Annotated in this window: 17 protein-coding genes; 5 read left to right on the plus strand and 12 right to left on the minus strand. The window is 40.6% G+C overall.

Annotated elements, in window-relative coordinates; all coding sequences use genetic code 11:
- Window positions 1-16: 16 nt before the first annotated feature.
- From moeB to ABWV72_RS09725, 4 genes are all read right to left on the minus strand, one after another.
- Complete coding sequence (moeB, locus tag ABWV72_RS09710; protein WP_216049500.1) at window positions 17-796, minus strand: molybdopterin-synthase adenylyltransferase MoeB; 780 nt, start codon at window positions 794-796, stop codon at window positions 17-19.
- Window positions 793-2,037, minus strand: a complete 1,245-nt coding sequence (locus tag ABWV72_RS09715; protein WP_342807676.1) for an ABC transporter permease — start codon at window positions 2,035-2,037, stop codon at window positions 793-795. The genes moeB and ABWV72_RS09715 overlap by 4 nt, the downstream gene beginning before the upstream one ends.
- On the minus strand, window positions 2,034-2,750 hold the full coding sequence (locus ABWV72_RS09720; protein ID WP_353370261.1) for an ABC transporter ATP-binding protein: 717 nt from the start codon (window positions 2,748-2,750) through the stop codon (window positions 2,034-2,036). The genes ABWV72_RS09715 and ABWV72_RS09720 overlap by 4 nt, the downstream gene beginning before the upstream one ends.
- 115 nt (window positions 2,751-2,865) lie before the next feature.
- Window positions 2,866-3,747 (minus strand): ROK family protein, encoded by an 882-nt coding sequence (locus ABWV72_RS09725; protein WP_342807672.1) that lies wholly within the window; start codon window positions 3,745-3,747, stop codon window positions 2,866-2,868.
- Between the two features lie 351 nt (window positions 3,748-4,098).
- Between ABWV72_RS09725 and ABWV72_RS09730 the strand changes: the two genes are divergently transcribed.
- Window positions 4,099-6,027, plus strand: a complete 1,929-nt coding sequence (locus ABWV72_RS09730; RefSeq protein WP_353370263.1) for an amylosucrase — start codon at window positions 4,099-4,101, stop codon at window positions 6,025-6,027.
- An 88-nt stretch (window positions 6,028-6,115) separates the two neighbouring features.
- Here the strand turns inward: ABWV72_RS09730 and ABWV72_RS09735 are convergent, their stop codons facing one another.
- Complete coding sequence (locus ABWV72_RS09735) at window positions 6,116-7,162, minus strand: LacI family DNA-binding transcriptional regulator (protein WP_353370265.1); 1,047 nt, start codon at window positions 7,160-7,162, stop codon at window positions 6,116-6,118.
- A 408-nt stretch (window positions 7,163-7,570) separates the two neighbouring features.
- Between ABWV72_RS09735 and ABWV72_RS09740 the strand changes: the two genes are divergently transcribed.
- Window positions 7,571-8,953 carry an MFS transporter gene (locus ABWV72_RS09740; protein ID WP_216049494.1) on the plus strand — a complete coding sequence of 461 codons (1,383 nt, stop codon included), beginning with the start codon at window positions 7,571-7,573 and terminating at the stop codon, window positions 8,951-8,953.
- A 165-nt stretch (window positions 8,954-9,118) separates the two neighbouring features.
- Here the strand turns inward: ABWV72_RS09740 and ABWV72_RS09745 are convergent, their stop codons facing one another.
- The 3 genes from ABWV72_RS09745 to ABWV72_RS09755 form a co-directional block, all read right to left on the minus strand.
- Window positions 9,119-9,466, minus strand: coding sequence for a rhodanese-like domain-containing protein (locus ABWV72_RS09745; protein WP_216049493.1), 348 nt, complete (start codon window positions 9,464-9,466; stop codon window positions 9,119-9,121).
- Window positions 9,467-9,532: 66 nt separating this feature from the next.
- A complete protein-coding gene (glgC, locus tag ABWV72_RS09750; protein WP_353370268.1) occupies window positions 9,533-10,912 on the minus strand; it encodes a glucose-1-phosphate adenylyltransferase in 1,380 nt (459 codons plus the stop codon).
- A 201-nt stretch (window positions 10,913-11,113) separates the two neighbouring features.
- Window positions 11,114-12,007: a LysR family transcriptional regulator gene (locus ABWV72_RS09755; RefSeq protein ID WP_353370270.1), complete on the minus strand. Its 894-nt coding sequence runs from the start codon at window positions 12,005-12,007 to the stop codon at window positions 11,114-11,116.
- A 101-nt stretch (window positions 12,008-12,108) separates the two neighbouring features.
- Between ABWV72_RS09755 and ABWV72_RS09760 the strand changes: the two genes are divergently transcribed.
- Complete coding sequence (locus ABWV72_RS09760; protein ID WP_342807662.1) at window positions 12,109-12,618, plus strand: lactoylglutathione lyase family protein; 510 nt, start codon at window positions 12,109-12,111, stop codon at window positions 12,616-12,618.
- 93 nt (window positions 12,619-12,711) lie between these two features.
- On the opposite strand, the gene katG is transcribed toward ABWV72_RS09760, so the two are convergent.
- The 3 genes from katG to ABWV72_RS09775 all read right to left on the minus strand — a co-directional run bounded on the left by katG (window position 12,712) and on the right by ABWV72_RS09775 (window position 16,165).
- Window positions 12,712-14,937 carry a catalase/peroxidase HPI gene (gene katG, locus ABWV72_RS09765; protein ID WP_353370272.1) on the minus strand — a complete coding sequence of 742 codons (2,226 nt, stop codon included), beginning with the start codon at window positions 14,935-14,937 and terminating at the stop codon, window positions 12,712-12,714.
- Between the two features lie 437 nt (window positions 14,938-15,374).
- Window positions 15,375-15,713 carry a P-II family nitrogen regulator gene (locus ABWV72_RS09770; protein WP_216046979.1) on the minus strand — a complete coding sequence of 113 codons (339 nt, stop codon included), beginning with the start codon at window positions 15,711-15,713 and terminating at the stop codon, window positions 15,375-15,377.
- 62 nt (window positions 15,714-15,775) lie between these two features.
- Window positions 15,776-16,165, minus strand: coding sequence for a Cd(II)/Pb(II)-responsive transcriptional regulator (locus tag ABWV72_RS09775; protein WP_216047043.1), 390 nt, complete (start codon window positions 16,163-16,165; stop codon window positions 15,776-15,778).
- 83 nt (window positions 16,166-16,248) lie between these two features.
- Here ABWV72_RS09775 and ABWV72_RS09780 point away from each other — a divergent pair, with 83 nt between their 5' ends.
- Window positions 16,249-16,617 (plus strand): DUF3703 domain-containing protein, encoded by a 369-nt coding sequence (locus tag ABWV72_RS09780; protein WP_353370275.1) that lies wholly within the window; start codon window positions 16,249-16,251, stop codon window positions 16,615-16,617.
- Window positions 16,618-16,634: 17 nt separating this feature from the next.
- Entirely contained in the window at window positions 16,635-17,579 is a 945-nt protein-coding gene (locus ABWV72_RS09785) for a cation diffusion facilitator family transporter (protein WP_353370277.1), read from the plus strand.
- Between the two features lie 54 nt (window positions 17,580-17,633).
- On the opposite strand, the gene ABWV72_RS09790 is transcribed toward ABWV72_RS09785, so the two are convergent.
- Window positions 17,634-19,610, minus strand: a complete 1,977-nt coding sequence (locus ABWV72_RS09790; protein ID WP_353370279.1) for an eCIS core domain-containing protein — start codon at window positions 19,608-19,610, stop codon at window positions 17,634-17,636.
- Window positions 19,611-19,617 lie beyond the last annotated feature (7 nt).

Here is a 19,617-nt window from a genome sequence, read left to right on the forward strand (position 1 = left end):
TTGTTCACGATTTTAATTATTTTAAATCAAATACAGAGCAAGTCTGGCACTTAGCACTTCTATTTAGATTAAGTGTTTGCCATTGCATAGACATTGCGTCAAATAACATCAGTTTATTGCTTAATGTTTGTCCGAAATCGACTAATATCTTGAGTGTTTCTAATGCCTGCATGGCACCAATAACGCCCACCAGAGGAGACAATACCCCTGCCTCGCTGCAACTTAATTGCTGCTCTCCAAAATGTCTGCTCAAACATCCGTAACAGGCACTTTGTTTGGCCGGTTGCATACTAAATATTTGCCCTTCCATGCGAATAGCCGCACCTGAAACTAGCGGTTTATTTGCTTTTAAACAGGCCAAATTCAATTGATTTCGAGTCGCTAAATTATCACAGCAATCCACTACAATATGATGATTTTTTATTATCTTATCTAATGCTGAAGTATCTAAACGGCGTTCAATTACAGTAATATTTGTACTGCTATTTAACATCGCTAATTTGCGTTTTGCAGATGTGCACTTGTTCTCGCCAATATTGGATTCATTATGCAGTATCTGTCTTTGCAAATTAGATTCATCGACAATGTCATCATCAACTAAGGTAATCCCTGCCACACCACTTGCCACTATATATTGAGCTGCGGCACAACCTAAACCTCCCACTCCTATTAACAGCACTTTTTTGGATAATAGTAACTCTTGTTTTTCCAAGTCAAATCCGGACAACATGATATGCCGGCTATAGCGCATTGCTTGTGAGTGAGTTAATTGAGCGGGTTCTTTTGTATCACTCATTTCCCTTGAATTCCCTGTTGAATCGACTGACGATAAGCGCTCAAAGCGGGAATACTTGCAATCACAAAGGTAGCCGCACAGACAATCCCAATAATGACTAGAGAACGGGTGCCTAAAATAGTATTTTCAATAAATAGACCGTACTCGGCGCTTAGCCAGGACGCGCCATATTGAAAACCACCCCAAACAACCACTAATGCAATCAAACTTGCACATAAACTCAGTAATAAGGCTTCAATTTGGATCAGCAAAAACACCACCCACGAATGGGCACCTATCGCCCGCAACACAGCCATTTCTTGACGTCGTTCGCGCACAGTGGTGAGCAACATAGTGGCAAGTCCAAGTAACGATGAAAACAAAATAAGCACCGAAATAAACAACAAGAGACTTTCGACACTACCGACTAATTGCCATAACTCAGCAAAGGCCACGCCGGGAATGATCGCTAACATAGGTTCTTGTTTATAGGTATTGATTGAACGTTGCAATTGAAAAATTTGCATCTTCGAATTGAGGCCAATGAACATTGCTGTCACGCTATCTACAGCTATATTAACTGGTTGTCCTGATTCGATTTTATGCTGTATTTCATCTATTTTTGCTTCACTCATATGCGCAACTTCCAGGCCACTCATACTGACGTGAATAGTTCTATCAACCGGCGTACCTGTTGGTGCGAGTATACCCGTGATAGTAAATGGCGAGTGTACATGCTTGCTGAAACTCACGTCAGCTAACCCATGGGACATCGCGATTTCATCGCCTAATTTATAATTGAGTTTACGAGCAACTTCTGAACCAATGACAGCATCAAATGTTGACTCAAATGATGTTCCGCTATTGATGACTAAAGGCTGTTTATTGCCGTACTGAAAATGCTTAAAATATTGATTATTAGTGCCCAACACCCTATACCCTCGATGGGAGTCACCTAAAGCCACTGGAATAATCCACTTCACACTAGGTAGTTTCGATAAAGATTGATAACTATCCCAGGAAACACTATTGGTTGGGCTGCCAATACGAAACACCGAATATAACAATAAATTTGACTGTCCCGTTGGTGCACCGACAATTAAATCAACACCAGAGATAGTGCGACCAAAACTGGCTTTCGCCTGCACTCTTAAATGTTCCACGCTGAGCAATAAAGACACGCTAACAATAATCGATAGCATAGTCAGTAATACTGCTGGTAAGCGATGTTTTAGGCTGCGTGCAGCAATACTAATTATCATTCAACCACCTCTTGAGCATGGTTAATCTCTGCTAGTTTTAAATGCTGATCGAAGTAGTTTGCTAAACTAAGATCATGGCTTACAAACAGCAAAGTAAACCGATACTGCTTAGCACATGCTAATAGTAATTTGATGAAACCATCTCGCGCTGACGTATCTAGGGCGGAGGTGGGTTCGTCGACAACTAACAGTTCAGGCTGGTTGATCAAAGCTCGAGCAATGGCCACCCGTTGTTGTTGCCCAACACTAAGTTGATTGGCGGGTTTTTGCAGTAATTCACTGGCTAAATTCAACTGACTACAAAGATTTATAATACTTGAAGTTGGAGCAAATTTTCGGCCCTTGCCAAAAAAAGCGGCGACCTCAATATTTTGCTTCACCGTTAAATACGGAATGAGGTTAAATTGTTGAAATACCACCCCAATATGCAACGCGCGGAAACGGTCCCGCTTTCTTTCCGATAATTTAGAAAAAGTTTGCCCTAAGATCGATATTTTGCCACTAGTTGGGACCAAGGTGCCACAGATCAGATTCAATAACGTACTCTTCCCCGAGCCGGATTCCCCAGAGATAAACACCGAACGTCCTTGGTCCACATGCCACTTTTTTATATCAATTGCATTCTTTGGCGAGTCGATTTTAAATCTAGTCGTTTGATTGGGATAACCAAAAGTGACGTTTTCGAATTCGATGGCTGTCGGAGTATTTGTCATAACACCTTTTTACAATCGGAAAAATACAGCGTTAACTTTATCTCGACAGCCGGATAGAAACAAATGCTTATTTGTTGAAAGTGTTCACATTTTTCAATTTAATCCAGTTCCGCCACTATCCCTTATCGATCACAAGCGCTAAAGCACCGAATAACCCCGAAAACTCACCTAATCCTGGACGTTGAATAATATGCTGTAAATCGATTTCTTTAGGAAAAACCACATATCCACTTAAAGATTCTTCAGTGTATTTAATCACTCTATCTAATAAACCTGGTTTGGCCATTACGCCACCACCAAAAATAATTCGTTCTGGACTGTAACTAATCGTAAGGTTGTGGGCTAACTTTGCCAACACTTGCCCTTGCACGTCCCAGGCTCGGTGATCATCAGCCAAAGTTTCCGCAGGCGTGCCCCAAATATCACTCATCGCCTTGCCTGAAGCCAGCCCTTCAACACAATTCCCATGAAAAGGACAGACACCTTTAATTCCCTCTGGCGCAGGAATTAGCATATGGCCCAACTCAGGATGCACCAAACCTTTTAAGGTTTCTCCGTTGATAACAATACCGACACCAACACCAGTGCCAACGGTCACGTAGACAGAAACAGATGTATGTTTTGCCGCACCCCATTTACATTCAGCAAGCGCCGCGGCATTCACATCAGTGTCAATAACCACGTTACAGTTTAAAGCGCTTTGCAGTTGCCCGACTATTGGCGTGTTCGACCATGACGGTTTTGGGGTTTTAGTAATATATCCATAAGTCTTCGATTGAGGTTGAAGATCTATCGGACCAAAACTGGCCAAGCCGAGCTGGCTAAAGTGATAACCTGCTTCTTGTTGCTGTTTAAAGAATGTAATCGTTTCACCAATAGTGTATTCCGGAGTGCGAGTATCGATGCGTCTACTGACCAAAACTTTCCGTTCTTTATCGATAATTGCACAGTTGAATTTAGTACCGCCACCTTCTATCGCTGCAAAATATGTATTCATTTTCTAAATCTCAATTTTATTAACTCATGTTGTTAAAACCTAGCTAAACCAGTAAATGTTAACGTCTGACTTACGACCTAATCCCGCTACAGCGCCACTTAAATTATGACTCTATGATTAAGCTATCGGGTTAATTTAAGCCCTAGCTTGATTTTCGTATCAGACCTTTGCAAATAACTGTTTAGTTAGTTCACAAACGCAATTTAAGTAACTTTACTGTAACGTTTAAGTTAAATCCATTAAATTCTTAACAAATGTTATTTATTTGTTATTGATAATGCTTTTATCACGCTGTATCATCAATAAAATAAATCTTAATCGAATTAGAAAGATATCTTATCAGGGTAATTTATGAACCTAGAAATTGAGAGTAAACGCTCGTTAAAACGAATCTTAGACAGTATTGATCTGACTTCGATGAGCAAAGCTGACCAACAATTATTTGAGCAACGATTGCACAATCACTTTCCCAAATTATTTACGCTTTTTCTAGAAATTTACGGCCATCGTTATGACGTTTTCTATTATCTTCAAGAGCTTATAGTTTGCCTTGCGAAAGGCTTTGGCGAACGCTCTAGGGCGTTAAAACAAAAAGACAAACAACGTCTTGCAGATCCATTGTGGTATAAAAATGAAAATATGCTTGGCATGGCGTGCTACGTAGACTTATTTGCTCAAGACCTTCAAGATTTACAAGCAAAAATACCCTATCTAAAATCATTAGGGATAACCTACCTTCACTTGATGCCGCTATATGATTCTCCAAAAGGCGATAGTGACGGTGGCTACGCTGTATCCGATTATCGCAAAGTTAATCAGAAGTTAGGCACCACTAAAGATTTAATCGCACTGGCAAAGGCCTTGAATAAAGAAGGTATAAGCTTAGTATTGGATTTTGTGTTTAACCATACGTCAGATGAACACAAATGGGCGTTGGCGGCGAAACAAGGTGATCCTGAATTCCAAGATTTTTATTATATGTTCGATGACCGCACAATTCCCGACCAGTACGAACATAATTTACGAGAAATCTTTCCTCAGGTTCGACGCGGTAACTACACCTGGAATGAAGATGCGCAGAAATGGGTATGGACTACTTTCAATAATTTCCAATGGGATCTAAATTACTCCAATCCTGCGGTTTTTAATGGGATAACCTCAGAAATGTTATTTCTTGCCAACTTAGGTTGCGAAGCATTGCGTTTAGATGCCCTCGCCTTCATTTGGAAAGAAATGGGCACAACCTGTGAAAATCAAGATAAAGCACACAAATTAATTCAAGCTTTCAATAGCTGTTTGCAAATATCAGCGCCAGCGGTGGTGTTTAAATCTGAAGCAATTGTGCACCCAGACGAAGTGCTCAAGTACATTGATCCTGAAGAATGTCAGTTGTCTTATAATCCTTTGTTAATGGCGTTATTGTGGAATAGCCTTGCCACGCGCAAGACCAATTTACTGACCCAGTCAATGCAAAAGAGTTTCAGTATTTCACCCAAATGTAATTGGGTAAATTATGTGCGCTGTCATGATGATATTGGTTGGACTTTTGATGACAAAGTGGCTGAACATTTAGGAATTGATGGTCACAATCATAGACAATTTTTAAACCAATTTTACACCGGACGATTCGACGGTAGTTTCGCCAAAGGAGTCGCATTTGGCGAGAACCCAAGCACCGGAGACTGCAGAGTCTGTGGTTCAATGGCATCATTGGCAGGTTTAGAGCAAGGTATCGAACTCAACGATCAGGAACTGATTCAAAATGCGCTTGCCCGAATTCAATTAATCAATGCAGTTATCTTGTCAATTGGTGGTATTCCATTACTTTACTCAGGGGATGAAATTGGCTTATTAAATGATTACAGTTATCGCCTTGATGAGAGTAAATTGCATGATGCACGATGGGTCAACCGTATTGCACTTACTGAGCAGGCAATAAACGACGCGCAAAACCCTAAGTCTACGTCTTATACAGTATCCAAAGAACTGCAAAATTTAATTGCATTACGCAAAAACTTACCGGTATTAGGGGATGCAAATACTCAAATATTAGACAATCAAAACCCACATGTGTTTGCTTACACACGATACTCTGATGAAGGCGAGGTTTTGCTAGCTATTAACAATTTCAGTGAGCATCCGCAGCTAATTGACTCAGAAATTTTACAGCAGCTTGGTGGCAGTAAGTATCAAGATCATATTTCTAAAAACACCTTAAGCCATGCTCAAAATGGCATTCAACTCGCAGGCTATCAAGTGATGTGGTTGACCGCCAAATAGCAGTCTTTTTGTTGTACTAGGAATTGTCACTAGTAAATAATTAACAGTTGCTCGGCAAAGTACTTGCCGAGTCAATTTATATGCTAAGTTAGCTCGGTTTGCAGCTGTCTCTGACCACCAATTTGGTTTCTAACACCAAATTTTCATTGGTTTTGCCATCCAATAGCAAAGTAGCCGCCACTCGGCCTTTTTCGATACTCTGTTGACACACTGTGGTTAATGCAGGTTCTGATCTAGCAGACTCAGGGATATCATCAAACCCCGTAATACTGAGCTCTTCTGGCACCTTAATATTCAATTCCTTAGCAACACGAATTGCAGCCAAAGCGATAATATCACTCATACACAACAATACCGTCGGACGTGGGTTCATCGTTAACGCTTCACGGGCAGCAATTTCTGCCAACTCAGCATCATTAATAGGAATATGCCACATTGAGGCCGCTGCAATATGGCAGTTTATTTTCTCTGCTGCTTTTCGGTAACCGGCTAATCTGGAATGGGATACTTCTTGTGAGTCTTCATTTAGATCGGCCTCGGTGAGGCGACATACTCTATCAGTATCAATTAAACGAAGTCCTAAAATAGCGACTCGCTCGTTTTCATCTCGAATAGCATATTCAGCAATTGTGAATGCGCCATTTTGGTTGTCGATATTAACAGATGCCGTCTCTTTATATTCAGAATCAACAACCACCACAGGTTTACCCGTTTTTAGAATAAACTTAAAAGAACGTGGATCGATAGCACCATACAAAATGAAACCATCAGGTAAAGATTCAGCCCCTCGCTGTTGATCCGCATCAGCATGACTAGATAGCAGCAACATATGTTTATTGCGTTCCACTAAGACTTCCGCAATCCCCTGCAAGAGTTGATTGGCCACGGGATCTGACAGACTGTATTTAAGTGAATCGAGCAGCATTACGCCTATCACGTCTGATTCGCCTCGACGCAAAGTACGAGCGGCTAAATTGGGGCCATGGTAGCCCAAATCAGCGGCTTCAAGTAGAATGCGCTCGCGCAATTTTGCTGATAATTGATCTGGTCGGTTAAATGCATTGGAAACAGTCGCGGTTGATACGCCCAACGCCTCAGCAACTTGCTTAAGATTCAACTTTTTTGCTCTTCCCACTTAACTTTCCCCTTGCAAACGACCCACACCAAATTATCGACAACGTTTAATTAGACAGCTTCTTAATCGATATCTTAAATTTAAGAAGTATCTTAATAAATCCTTAACAATCTTAAAGGTTATTCAGATTAAAGCTACTTTATTCCATTTTTTCAATTGTTTTTATTCAAAAGAAAAACAATTAAATCGCTAAATCTAACCAAAGAAGAACGGCTTGCTCGATAACAGCCGCTAAATCGTCGGAATTAGATTAGAAAGTGCCGGGTTAAACCCTATTCACTTGTAAATTTCCAGTTAATAAATGCTGGAATTCAAACTCTTAAACCATTAAGATGAAACTAACAAAACATTAACAAACATCAATCAGCCGCTAATTTGTGGTTGTTTTTAGAATCGAAAGAGAACCTTATGTCGCAATACAGTAAACAAAAACCAACCTTGTCCTTTTGGCAAATATGGAACATGAGCTTCGGGTTCTTAGGCATTCAATATGGTTTTGGTTTACAGCAGGCCAATTTAAGCCCTATTTTTCGATATCACGGCGCTGTGGAATCGGAATTACCTATATTATGGTTAGCTGGGCCAATTACCGGATTGCTAATTCAACCGTTAATCGGCGCGCTAAGTGATGGTACTTGGACACGTTTTGGTCGACGTAAGCCGTTCTTTTTAATCGGCGCATTGGTAGGCAGTATTGCGGTTATGTTCATGCCTTACGTGCCCTATCTCTGGATGGCGGTTGGCTTGTTTTGGATTTTAGATGCAGGTATGAATACAGCTATGGAGCCCTATCGTGCCCTGGTGGGAGATAAACTCAACACTCCCCAGCGTACTGTAGGTTATGCGGTTCAGACTTTTATGGTGGCGGCCGGTCAAATACTTGCCGGATTAATGCCATTGATAATGCTGGCGGTTGGGGTTTCAGGTATCTCTGAAGAAGGCGCAGTCAATTCAATTCCTGATGTGGTGAAATATTCTTTTGTGATTGGTGTAATTGCCATGCTTACCACTATGACCTGGACAGCCATCACCACTAAAGAAGATCCTCCTGAAAATCTACAGCAAATTTTAGCCGAACGTAAAAATAAGAATGTCATGCTCAGCGCTGTTAAGGATATTGTCAGCGCAGTCAAAACAATGCCTAAAGAAGTTAAAAATCTATGGTGGGTTAAATTCTTTTCTTGGTATGGCTTACCCTTAATGTGGCAATATCTTGGATTGTCTATTGCACGCCATAGCTTCAATGCGCCAGGCCCTGAATCTGAACTTTTTGCAGAAGGTGTCGCCAGAGGCGGTGTTGCATTAACCGTAATGAACATTACCACTTTGTGTATGTCATTCTTAGTCCCATCCATTGTGCACAAGTTAGGTAAGAAAAATACTTATGCGTTGTTGTTAGGATTGGCAGGAATCGGTTTTGTCTCAATGCTTTTTACCACCAACTTATATTTAATTTATGCAGCAATGGTATTGGTAGGGATGGGATGGGCAGGCATCATGACCATGCCTTTCATTATTGTCACAGATTCTGTTCCAGCTAAACAAATCGGTGTTTACATGGGACTAGTTAATGCCTTTATCTGTTTACCGCAAATATTCAGCATGTTCACTGTGGGCCTTTTTTATGACTCATTGTTACAAAGTGATCCGCGCAATGCGCTGGTATTGTGTGGTATTTGTATGTTGATTGCAGCTTATTTTGCAACGCGCTTGAAAGATCAATCAATGGACATGGGTACTGATGAAGTATTCGAATCTGAAGCTACAGCCAGAACAATGACCGAGCGATAGCAAACCTATAAGCTACAGATAAGTACGATTCACAATTGCATAATTTGCGATAGAATTTAAATGATTTGCTTACGAATGTTAGGGATAAATATTAGCTTACCCTCACACACACTCTCATTTTTATAACCTTTGAAAATGTGTGCTGAGGTAGATAAAAAAACCTAGTTAGCAACAAACTTTTTTAATTTCATCCAATGAACACGTAATGACACTGACATTTTCATAACCGACTCTTGCCAACTGCTCAGCTCCAAGCGCAGCCCGTAGCGAAGACGCACAATGCAAATAAATAGGACGTTTGGGGTCTTTCTCAAGCTCTAACATTTTTACTTCTAGCAGTCCTCTAGGAACATTAATGGCCCCACTGGCTGATCCAGCTTCGAATTCAGCGGGTTCACGCACATCGATAATGATTCCATTATTTTGCTTTTTTTCCGCATTCGCTTCTTCAGCGGTTAACATGCGCACATTCTGTCGCGCTTCCTGCAATAAAGTAGGGATAGTTTTGAGCATGGCTCCTCCTATTAAAATCTCCATTCAATGGTCCCAAATGACCATCGAAAAGTCTCACAATTTTATTCAAAATGTTGAGATGTGAGTATTTTCTTTTTCTCGTTCAACTAAAGGCGGCAATATATTAGCGGCTCTATCAGTTTCTGCTGCACTTTTTTCACTAGATTGATAAAGATTAGGCTGCTGTTGCACATAGGCTAATTTATCAATCATACTCTGATTTACTAGCCTAATACCTTTTGCACTTATACGAAAGCCACGTTTTCTATCCTCTTGCATATTTAGGCCTATTTTCAGACCCGCAGGAATATGGCAATCATTATCAATTATGCAACGAGTTAACACCGCGTTTTTGCCTATTTTAACATTTGGTAAAATAACCGCATCGATCACATTCGCACCTTCATCAACAGTTACATTACTGCACAACAAAGAACCACTTATGCTACAAACTTGAAGCGTTGTGCCATTTGCCAATAGTGAATTTTTTATTCTAGCTGAACGTCCAAGTTCGTCACTGATAATCTGCGTAGGCGCATTACAACTAGGGTTACTCCAAATAGGCCAGTTAACATCATTCACTTTTGCCGCAGGATTAGCCGCCAATAACGCCATGTTAGCTTGCCAATAAGCGTCAATCGTTCCAACATCCTTCCAATAGGCTGTTGTGTCTCCGTCGTTTGCATGAAAGCGAAATGCTTGTATATGAAATTGTTGAATAATATTGGGAATAATATCCTTACCAAAATCGTGATTTGACGCAAGGTCCTTAGCATCTTTTTCCAACTGTTGAACAAGAAAATCAGTATTAAATACATAGTTGCCCATGGAGGCTAGCACCTTACCAGGGGAGTCTTGCAAACTTGGTGGATTGCTAGGTTTTTCTTCGAATGAGGTTACTCTATCTTTGCTGTCGACGTTCATCACCCCAAATTGACCTGCAGCTTCATTTTTTGACACTTCAATACATGACACTGTCATATCTGCCTTTGAACGAACATGCTCGGTCAGTAATGTACGATAATCCATTTTATAGATATGATCGCCAGATAACACCAAGATGAATTTTGCTTTGGTAGACTTCAAAAATTCTAAGTTTTGATAAAGTGCGTTAGCAGTACCAGTATACCAGTCGGCATTAATTTGCTGTGACGCGGGCATAATCTCTAAGAAAGTGTTAAAACCCCGTTGATAGTTAGCCCATCCATTCACCAAATGACGTATCAGACTTTGTGCTTTATATTGAGTCACTACACCAATTTTTTTCAGACCCGAATTGGCACAGTTGGAAAGGGGAAAATCAATAATTCGATGATTACAACCGAATTCCAACGCAGGTTTGGCTCTTGATTGCGTCAACTCGTGTAATCGACTGCCTTGGCCGCCCGCTAAGAGGACAACATAGGTGTCATCGAGCACTTGATTTATATTTACTTGCTGCGTCATCGACATGGTTTACCTCACATTTAAATGTAATAGGACGAAACCCTGTCCTAGTTATAATTAAAGCAGTTTTTTATCAAATTAGTATTGATCCTAGTCAATATGAGAACAAAAAATGTGAAATTTTTTATACAATTTAAATTCCCTATAAACCACGGCCATTTACTATTTAACAGGCGTAAAAAACACTTAACTTCGTGAGGCTTAATTAAGTGATTTTTTAATTTGTGTTTTAATCATGTCAAACCTGGCAGGCATATCTCGGTTGTGTTTTTTAACTAAATATAAGGTTTCAGCGACAACATTATCGATATCCAGTATTTTCAATCGTTCTGCCAATTCAAAGTTATCCACTGTGCTGCGTGGCAAAACAGTGAACCCAAGGCCTTGGGAAATGGGCAGCAAAATTTGATGTATTTGATTCACGTAACCTTTGGTTTTTATTTTACGTACATCTAAATTGCTCAGAACCGCTTCATCACAATGAGCTAGATACAAACGCAAATAGTGGTCAATATCTGGATGACGAATTAAACCCAATTCCATTACCTCAGAAGCCAAATTATCCACGTCTACTGTTTTAGAGCTTGGAAAAACCAAGACCAACTCTTCCCTACCAATGACTTCACTTGAAAAAAGCAATGGGTCAGGTTTCTCAGTAACAATACCTAAATCGGTTTGGCCTTGGCTAATTTGCTCTAATATACGATTATTAGGTGCCGCTTCTAAATGAATGACTAAATTTTCGTATTGTGTTTGTAACTCAATAAACCCCGCATAAAGTGAGGTAGCTAACGAGCCTGAACAAGAAAGCGCGCATTTGCCAGATGTCTTTTCATTAGCCCCTAGATTCTCGAGCAAGTGAGATTCTTGTTGTTGGGCGGTGAGAATATATTTGTATAACAATTCGCCTGATAAGGTTACATCAAAAGATTTTTTCTGCCTTTTAATCAACTGATAACCGCAGGCTTGTTCTAACTTATTGATATGTTGACTTACGCCTGGCTGAGTCATGTGCAAAATCTCAGCAGTGCGAGTGAAATGACGGTTTTCAAATAAAGTTTTAAACGTGTTTAACCAAACAGGATTTAAAATCATAATTTTTTGTTATCAAAATAATAATTATTGATAATTTAACACAATCAAAAATACTTTGTAGTATGAATCCCATATTAAAACTAACTACGGAGTCATCACCAATGATACCTAACAAACAATATCCACGTTCCTTCTCTCATATAGGAATTTCCGTTCCAGATCTGGAAAAGGCCGTCGAGTTTTATACCCAAACTTTAGGTTGGTATCTGATTATGGAGCCAACAGAAATATTAGAAGACACTAGTCCTATCGGCGAAATGTGTACGGATGTTTTTGGTGCGGGATGGAAGAGCTTCAAAATAGCCCACTTGTCCACGGGTGACCGAGTAGGTGTGGAGATTTTTGAATTTAAAGATCAACAAAACCCAGATAATAACTTTGAATACTGGAAAACGGGTATATTCCATTTTTGTGTTCAAGACCCAGATGTAGAAGGATTAGCCGATAAAATTGTTGCCGCAGGTGGCAAGAAACGCATGCCTAAGCCACGTTACTACTACCCTGGTGAAAAGCCATACCGGATGATCTATATGGAAGACCCGTTCGGAAATATTCTAGAAATTTACAGCCACAGCTACGAATTAATTTACTCTAGCGGCGCATATAACTAGAGCTCCTATTTCACTAAAACGCAAATAAACAGTAGCCTAGTAAAAACGGCAACCGTATTGGTTGCCGTTACTTTATGTTAGTTTGTTAATCGCCTATTGGATGTCAAAGCGATCGGCAGTCATCACCTTTGACCAAGCCTTAACAAAATCGTCTACAAATTGCTGTTTAGCATCATCAGAAGCGTAGGCTTCAGACACGGCACGTAACTCTGAATTAGAACCAAACACCAGATCAACAGGTGTTGCCGTCCACTTTAGTTCACCTGACGCCCAATCTCTGCCTTCATACAACCCAACTTGCTCATTAGACTTCGCCCACTTGGTAGACATATCTAATAGATTCACGAAAAAATCATTATTCAAACTATCAGTATTGTCTGTAAGCACACCGTGTTTACTTAGGTCGGCATTGGCACCTAAGGTTCGCATGCCCCCCACTAACACGGTCATTTCAGGCACCGTTAGATTTAACGTATTGGCTTTATCTACCAACATCACTGCCGGTGAATAAGCTGCACCTTTTGCGTAATAGTTTCTAAAGCCGTCTGCAGTTGACTCAAGAACCGCAAAGGATTCTACGTCTGTTTGAGCTTGAGTCGCATCGACTCTACCTGCGTAAAATGGCACTTCGACTTTAAAACCTGCATTTTCGGCCGCTTTTTCAATTGCCGCCCCACCACCTAAAACAATGACATCAGCCAAGGATACTTTCTTACCTCGTTTCAATTTTTTATTGAACTCTGTTTGGACTGACTCTAAAGTGGCTAAAACCCGTGCCAATTCCTGTGGATTATTAACATCCCAGTCTTTTTGCGGTGCAAGTCGAACACGTGAACCGTTTGCCCCACCGCGCATATCAGTTGCTCGATAACTCGCAGCTGAGGCCCAAGCAGTTCTCACTAAATCAGCAATGGATAAATCCGTATCGAGTATTGCCGCTTTGAGTTTTCTAACATCCCTATCACTTATTACTTTGTAATCCACTTCTGGCAATGGATCTTGCCAAATTAAATCGACTTTGGGCGCATCTTCACCAACATATCGTGACCTCGGTCCCATATCACGGTGGGTCAATTTGAACCAAGCTTTAGAAAATGCCATTTCAAACTCTTTAGGATCTTCATGAAAACGCTTCGCAATTTTCCGATAAATAGGATCAAATTTTAACGACAAGTCGGTGGTAAACATGATGGGTGCATGACGTTTAGAAGCATCATGAGCATCCGGCACTAAGTTTGCGCCAGCATTATCTTTAGGGATCCACTGAGTTGCACCTGCGGGACTTTTGGTTTTAACCCACTCGAAAGCAAATAGATTATCTAAATATTGACTTGTCCAAGCTGTTGGATTGACCGACCATGCCCCTTCCAAACCGCTGGTGATAGTATCTTCAGAATGGCCTTTACCACATTTGTTTTTCCAACCAAAGCCTTGTTCTTCGACGCCCGCAGCAGCAGGTTCAGCATCCAAACATTCTTCTGGTTTGTGCGCTCCATGGGCTTTACCAAATGTATGTCCACCAGCAATAAGCGCCACTGTCTCCTCGTCATTCATTGCCATGCGACCAAAGGTTTCTCTGATATCTTTTGCTGCAAGTAAGGGATCAGGATTACCATTAGGTCCTTCTGGATTGACATAAATAAGTCCCATCTGCACTGCTGCAAGGGGCTTTTGAAGCTCTCTATCACCACTATATCGCTCGTCAGCTAACCAGGTAGTTTCTGGTCCCCAGAACACCATATCAGGCTCCCAATCATCTTCGCGACCGCCCGCAAAACCGTAAATTGTGAAACCCATTGATTCCATCGCAACATTGCCGGTTAATACCATAAGATCAGCCCAAGAAATTTTACGTCCGTATTTTTGTTTAATTGGCCATAATAAGCGTCTAGCTTTGTCTAAACTTACATTGTCAGGCCAACTATTCAGCGGTTCGAATCGTTGTTGTCCACCTGCGCCGCCCCCTCTGCCATCAGACAATCGATAGGTTCCGGTGCTATGCCAAGCCATGCGCACGAAAAAAGGCCCATAATGTCCATAGTCTGCAGGCCACCAAGGTTGGGAGTCTGTTAAAACAGCTTTAATGTCTTTTCTGACAGCATCAAGATCTAAAGTTTCAAATGCTTCTGCATAATTAAAATCATCCCCATAAGGGTTTGATCGCGGATCTTGTTGGCGTAATGGTTGCAAATTGAGTTTATCGGGCCACCAAAAATGCATATTTTTTTGAGTTTCAGCGGCAGTTACTGAATGAATTGCCACCGCCGGTAAAAAGGCAAGTGAAATAGCAGCAAAAAGAGGAACAGTACGTTTAAACATTGTTAAGTCCTGTAATAGGTTTGTATGAGTTCACACAAACTATAGACCTAAAATGAAAACATCAGCTGCGTTTAGCTATTGGAAAATTAGATTACCCTAATCTAATTTAACAATTAATTAACGCAGGCTTTAAATCGCAACATAATCAAACAATTAGATATCAACACATTGAAATTATTTAAATCAACGACAGACTTGCAGTAGGCTACTTTTATCAATTAGATTAGCAATATCTTGAGGATAAAAGGATTTATCCATTTCACACTATGAAACGAAGAAAGAAGGGCGTTTTTACTCGGCTAAAATTTCATAGGTATCTAGCATGGGTAATTGCAATACATCAGCTTTTGCCTTTACAAACAAACTTGGATGCATGGCTGAATATTCAGCTTAAAATCTATTTTCTTTTAGTCGAGTAGAAACCGATTAATTAGACCTTAAAGTGCCTCATCATTCTCTTCACCGGTGCGAATACGAATGGCTTGGGCAACTGGGGTGACAAAAATTTTACCGTCGCCAATTTTACCGGTAGCAGCCACTTCCATAATCGCTTCGATACAACGTTCTACATCAGAGTCAGTTACCACTAGTTCAATTTTAACCTTAGGTAAAAAATCCACACTGTACTCAGCGCCGCGATAGGTTTCTTTGTGACCTTTTTGTCTTCCATAACCTTTTACCTCTGTGACTGTAAGGCCAGTGACACCAACCTCCGTCAGTGCAGCTCTAACATCATCAATTTTAAAAGGTTTAATTATAGCTTCAATTTTTTTCATTCAATTTCCCAAATTGTTAAACAAAGGCTCACGTTTAAAAATGGTATACGATTTCCATCAGTTTATACATCTAGTTTTTTCAATACACCGCATTCACCAATAGAATGTCCCGCCGAACAAGAGGAGGCAATTTCAGTTAATACGACTTTTAAATTTGTTAATTCGTCAATGCGTACTGAAACTTCATTGATGTGGTGGTTAACCATTTGATTGACTGATTCACAGCTTCTGTCTGGCTCTTCCCGTAAAGCAATTAATTGCTGGATTTCATTTATAGAGATACCTAACGAACGACATTGACGAATAAAGGTTAACTGTTTTAGTGCAGAGGTATCATAGTCGCGATAGTTACTGGCACTGCGCAACGGTTGCTTCAGTAAACCTTGTTTTTCGTAAAAGCGAATTGTCTGAACAGAACAACCAGACTTGGTAGCGAGCATACCTATTTTCATTTTTAGCATCGAAACCTTGACTCTATAGTAGATATAGACTTTACACTGCAATCCTTCAGTCATCAATATGGAAATAAATTGTTATGGGTTACACTGATCACGCAAAACCATTTGTTCTTGAAAAAATTGCGCTAGCTGAACAGGCGAGAAAAAACGGAAATGAACAAAAAGCATTTGGCTTTTTGGAAGACGCGCACGTCATTGGACAAAAATCCACGTACTTACATTGTCTAGTTCATTGCTTAATGCTAAAACAAGGTTTTAGTAAGCTAAATTTAATGGAAATCGTTGGCCAAGCATTCCGATTAATCGGCGCTTTTACAAAAACACGTATTGGCTTATTACCGACGGGCAATACTGGTGGTGTGAATGTCAGTCCATTCAAAGCTATGCCGATATCAGCTGACAACCAAAAAATAATAAAAGCAATTGAACGACAAATACAACATTAGGAAACAGAGAATTCCCCATGGGTAAGAGCGATCAGCACGTAAACAGCCACCAGCATGCACATAGCCATCATCACGGGCATTCTCATATGCATGCTCACCAACATACGGCATCCAATCGTATTGGCTGGGCATTCTTTTTAAATGTCACTTTTACCATTATAGAGTTTATTGGTGGATGGTTAACCAATAGCACCGCGATCATGGCAGACGCGGTCCATGATCTAGGTGACAGTTTAGCGATTGGCACAGCCTGGTGGTTGAATAAATTAGGTGAGAAAGATGCAAATCAGGTTTTCACCTATGGCTTCAAACGCTTTTCGTTATTGGGTGCATTGATCAATAGTTTGATACTGATTGTCGGTTCAGTGTGGATAATGTTTGAAGCAATTCCAAGACTGAGTAACCCCGAAATGCCGCAGGCAGAAGGTATGTTTGCTTTAGCCATTTTCGGTATTTTAGTGAATGGTTATGCTGCTTATAAATTAAGTGACGGCGAGACTTTAAACGAACGCGTGTTGAACTGGCATTTAATCGAAGACGTTTTAGGCTGGGTAGCCGTGCTAATTGTGTCTGTGGTGTTGATGTTTAAACCTTGGCCAATTTTAGATCCCATTTTATCCATTGCATTTACGCTATTTATTCTCATCAATGTATTAAAAAATTTAAAAATCACCTTAGTACTTTTTCTGCAGGCAACACCAGACAATACAACCAGGGATGCTGTGAAAAGTATTCTATTATCTCCCAGTAGTGTTGATGATGTTCACCACCTGCACATTTGGTCCTTAGATGGCGAGCAACATGTCATGACAGCACATTTAGTGTTAAATGAACAAATTGGCATTCAATTAATGAAAGATTTAAAAGCCGATCTAAATGCTCAATTAGCCCCCTTTAACCTCGCGCACACCACAATAGAGTTTGAGTTTTCAGATGAAAGCTGTCGTGATAGTAAAACCTAACATAGAACCATTTATAAACAACAGTTGCCGAAATTCCATTAGTCTATTTACCTTCTAGGGGACAATTTCGTTATCACCAATACCAGAGGTAGAATAAATTCCTTTTGATGGAATGCCTCCTTTGGTATTTGCATAAAATACTTCTTGACGTTTTTCTATTGCATCGAGGATATTTTCTACGGTTTTCCCCTCTAAAATACCGGAAAGCATATCGATAATCTCGTGTGGATTAACCTTAGCAGCGTCCGTGGTAAAATAGGTGGGTACTCGAGAACCAATCACATCTGTATTTTCAGTATTTCCGATTTCGCTGCGGACTTCATCTAAATAAGCCATTGATGTACACGCCTGGAAAAACAATACACGATATTTATCAGGGTCAAACTGATCACTTGCTACCATCTCTTTTAAATCATGTTCAGTATCCATTTCAACACCATGTTTTTTGGCTTCTTGATAGCGAGTGCCTCTTCCTGCAGCAGCCATAGCCGCATCAATTCCGATTCTAAAATTTTCTAAAGGAGATGCTTTTTCATCAAAATCTGGACCGCTCCCGTATCGAGCATGACCGTTATAAAGGGTAATTTCCGATGATGAAAGTCCAGCTCCAAACGCACTAGCGGCTCCTACTCCAGGTTCAATTAGGTGTACCCAGACACGAATATCTCTTGTTTCAAAACTGCCATCACTTTTAGGGAAGCGAATAGGAGTGCGTAGAGCCCAAAACTCATCTGAATTTATTCCTAACAAAGCCAGAGCAAATCCACGAGCTGTCAGCCAGTCACGAAATATACGAGCAGAGGCTGTACCACTATCTTCGCCGCTATCCTTGCGTTTATTATCAATATCGACAAATGAGGTATTAACACCTGCATGACCAAAGGCAACCGTCACGTCTAAGCGGCTGTCGGCTAACAATCTGCTGTAATCAAACACATGCTCATGACGCTGATCAACAGCTGGCGCGACCTGATCTAAAAGAATAATTGCATCCTTATCGCACTTATCCAAATCATCACTTAAATATCTCGAACGGAATTGACTGATAGCTAAACGAGTTTCATCTCCATAGCTACCATCTACGCGATGTAAAGGTAGATCGAATCCCATATCATCCAACGCTCTTTGCACCTTAGATACTGCACCATGAATACCGTTTTGTTGGCTACTTAATGCCTCAATCTGACCATTAGCAATTTTTGTGAGTTGCGGGTCATTTGCAAAGCGCGGGTTATTCAATACAACTAGCGGCGAGTTTTGTTCACTTGGTTTACGTTGTACAGAATGGCTATATCCACTGCTCCCCCCTTTACTTTGTTGAACCACATGAGTCAATTCATGGGCTAACAAATGCATACTATTAGGTTGATTGGCTTGGTAAGCCCCTTGATTAAAAACAATATGATTGGCATAGGTAAATGCTTTAGCTTTTATACCTTTTGCCGCTTGATTGGCCTCACTATTAGTATGTATCCTCACTCCATCAAACGAGCGATTAAAGCGGCTAGAGAAAAATCGGTTCTCTGCTGTAGACAACGGATTACCTCTGCCATTCAAGCCATTAACATAGGAACTTAAGTGACTGGGTTGCTGGTTACCATTATGAGCCGTGTTTGAATTTAAAGTTGAATTTTCAGTCTTGGCAGAGGCTCGCGGAGATTGAAGCCTTGAAATATAACTAACCTTACCACGATTGCCGCTCATCACTTGATTGGCAATCGCATCTGCCTCTTGTTCATAGGCATCATTGGCCGGCCCCACGGTTAACTTTGTTTGAAGTGTTAATGTCTCTTCTTGCTGTTGTTCACAGTGTTCGCATTTTCGCTGTATCGGGCTGCTTGGCAAGGGAGAACTGACCAACCTTCCCCATAAGGGATTCATTGGCGTTATCCCTGCGCGTTCAGTAGCGTCTTGTTTCGCTGATGTATGCTCAGCCGAATTGGCAGCATGAAATGCCTCAGCAGGCTTTTTTGCTGCTCGTCTTGCGGATATTTCACACTGATTAGCAACACTTGACTGAGCTTTCAGCATAGCTTTC

The sequence above is a fragment of the Aliiglaciecola sp. NS0011-25 genome, from assembly GCF_040370605.1.
GTDB lineage: Bacteria > Pseudomonadota > Gammaproteobacteria > Enterobacterales > Alteromonadaceae > Aliiglaciecola > Aliiglaciecola lipolytica_A.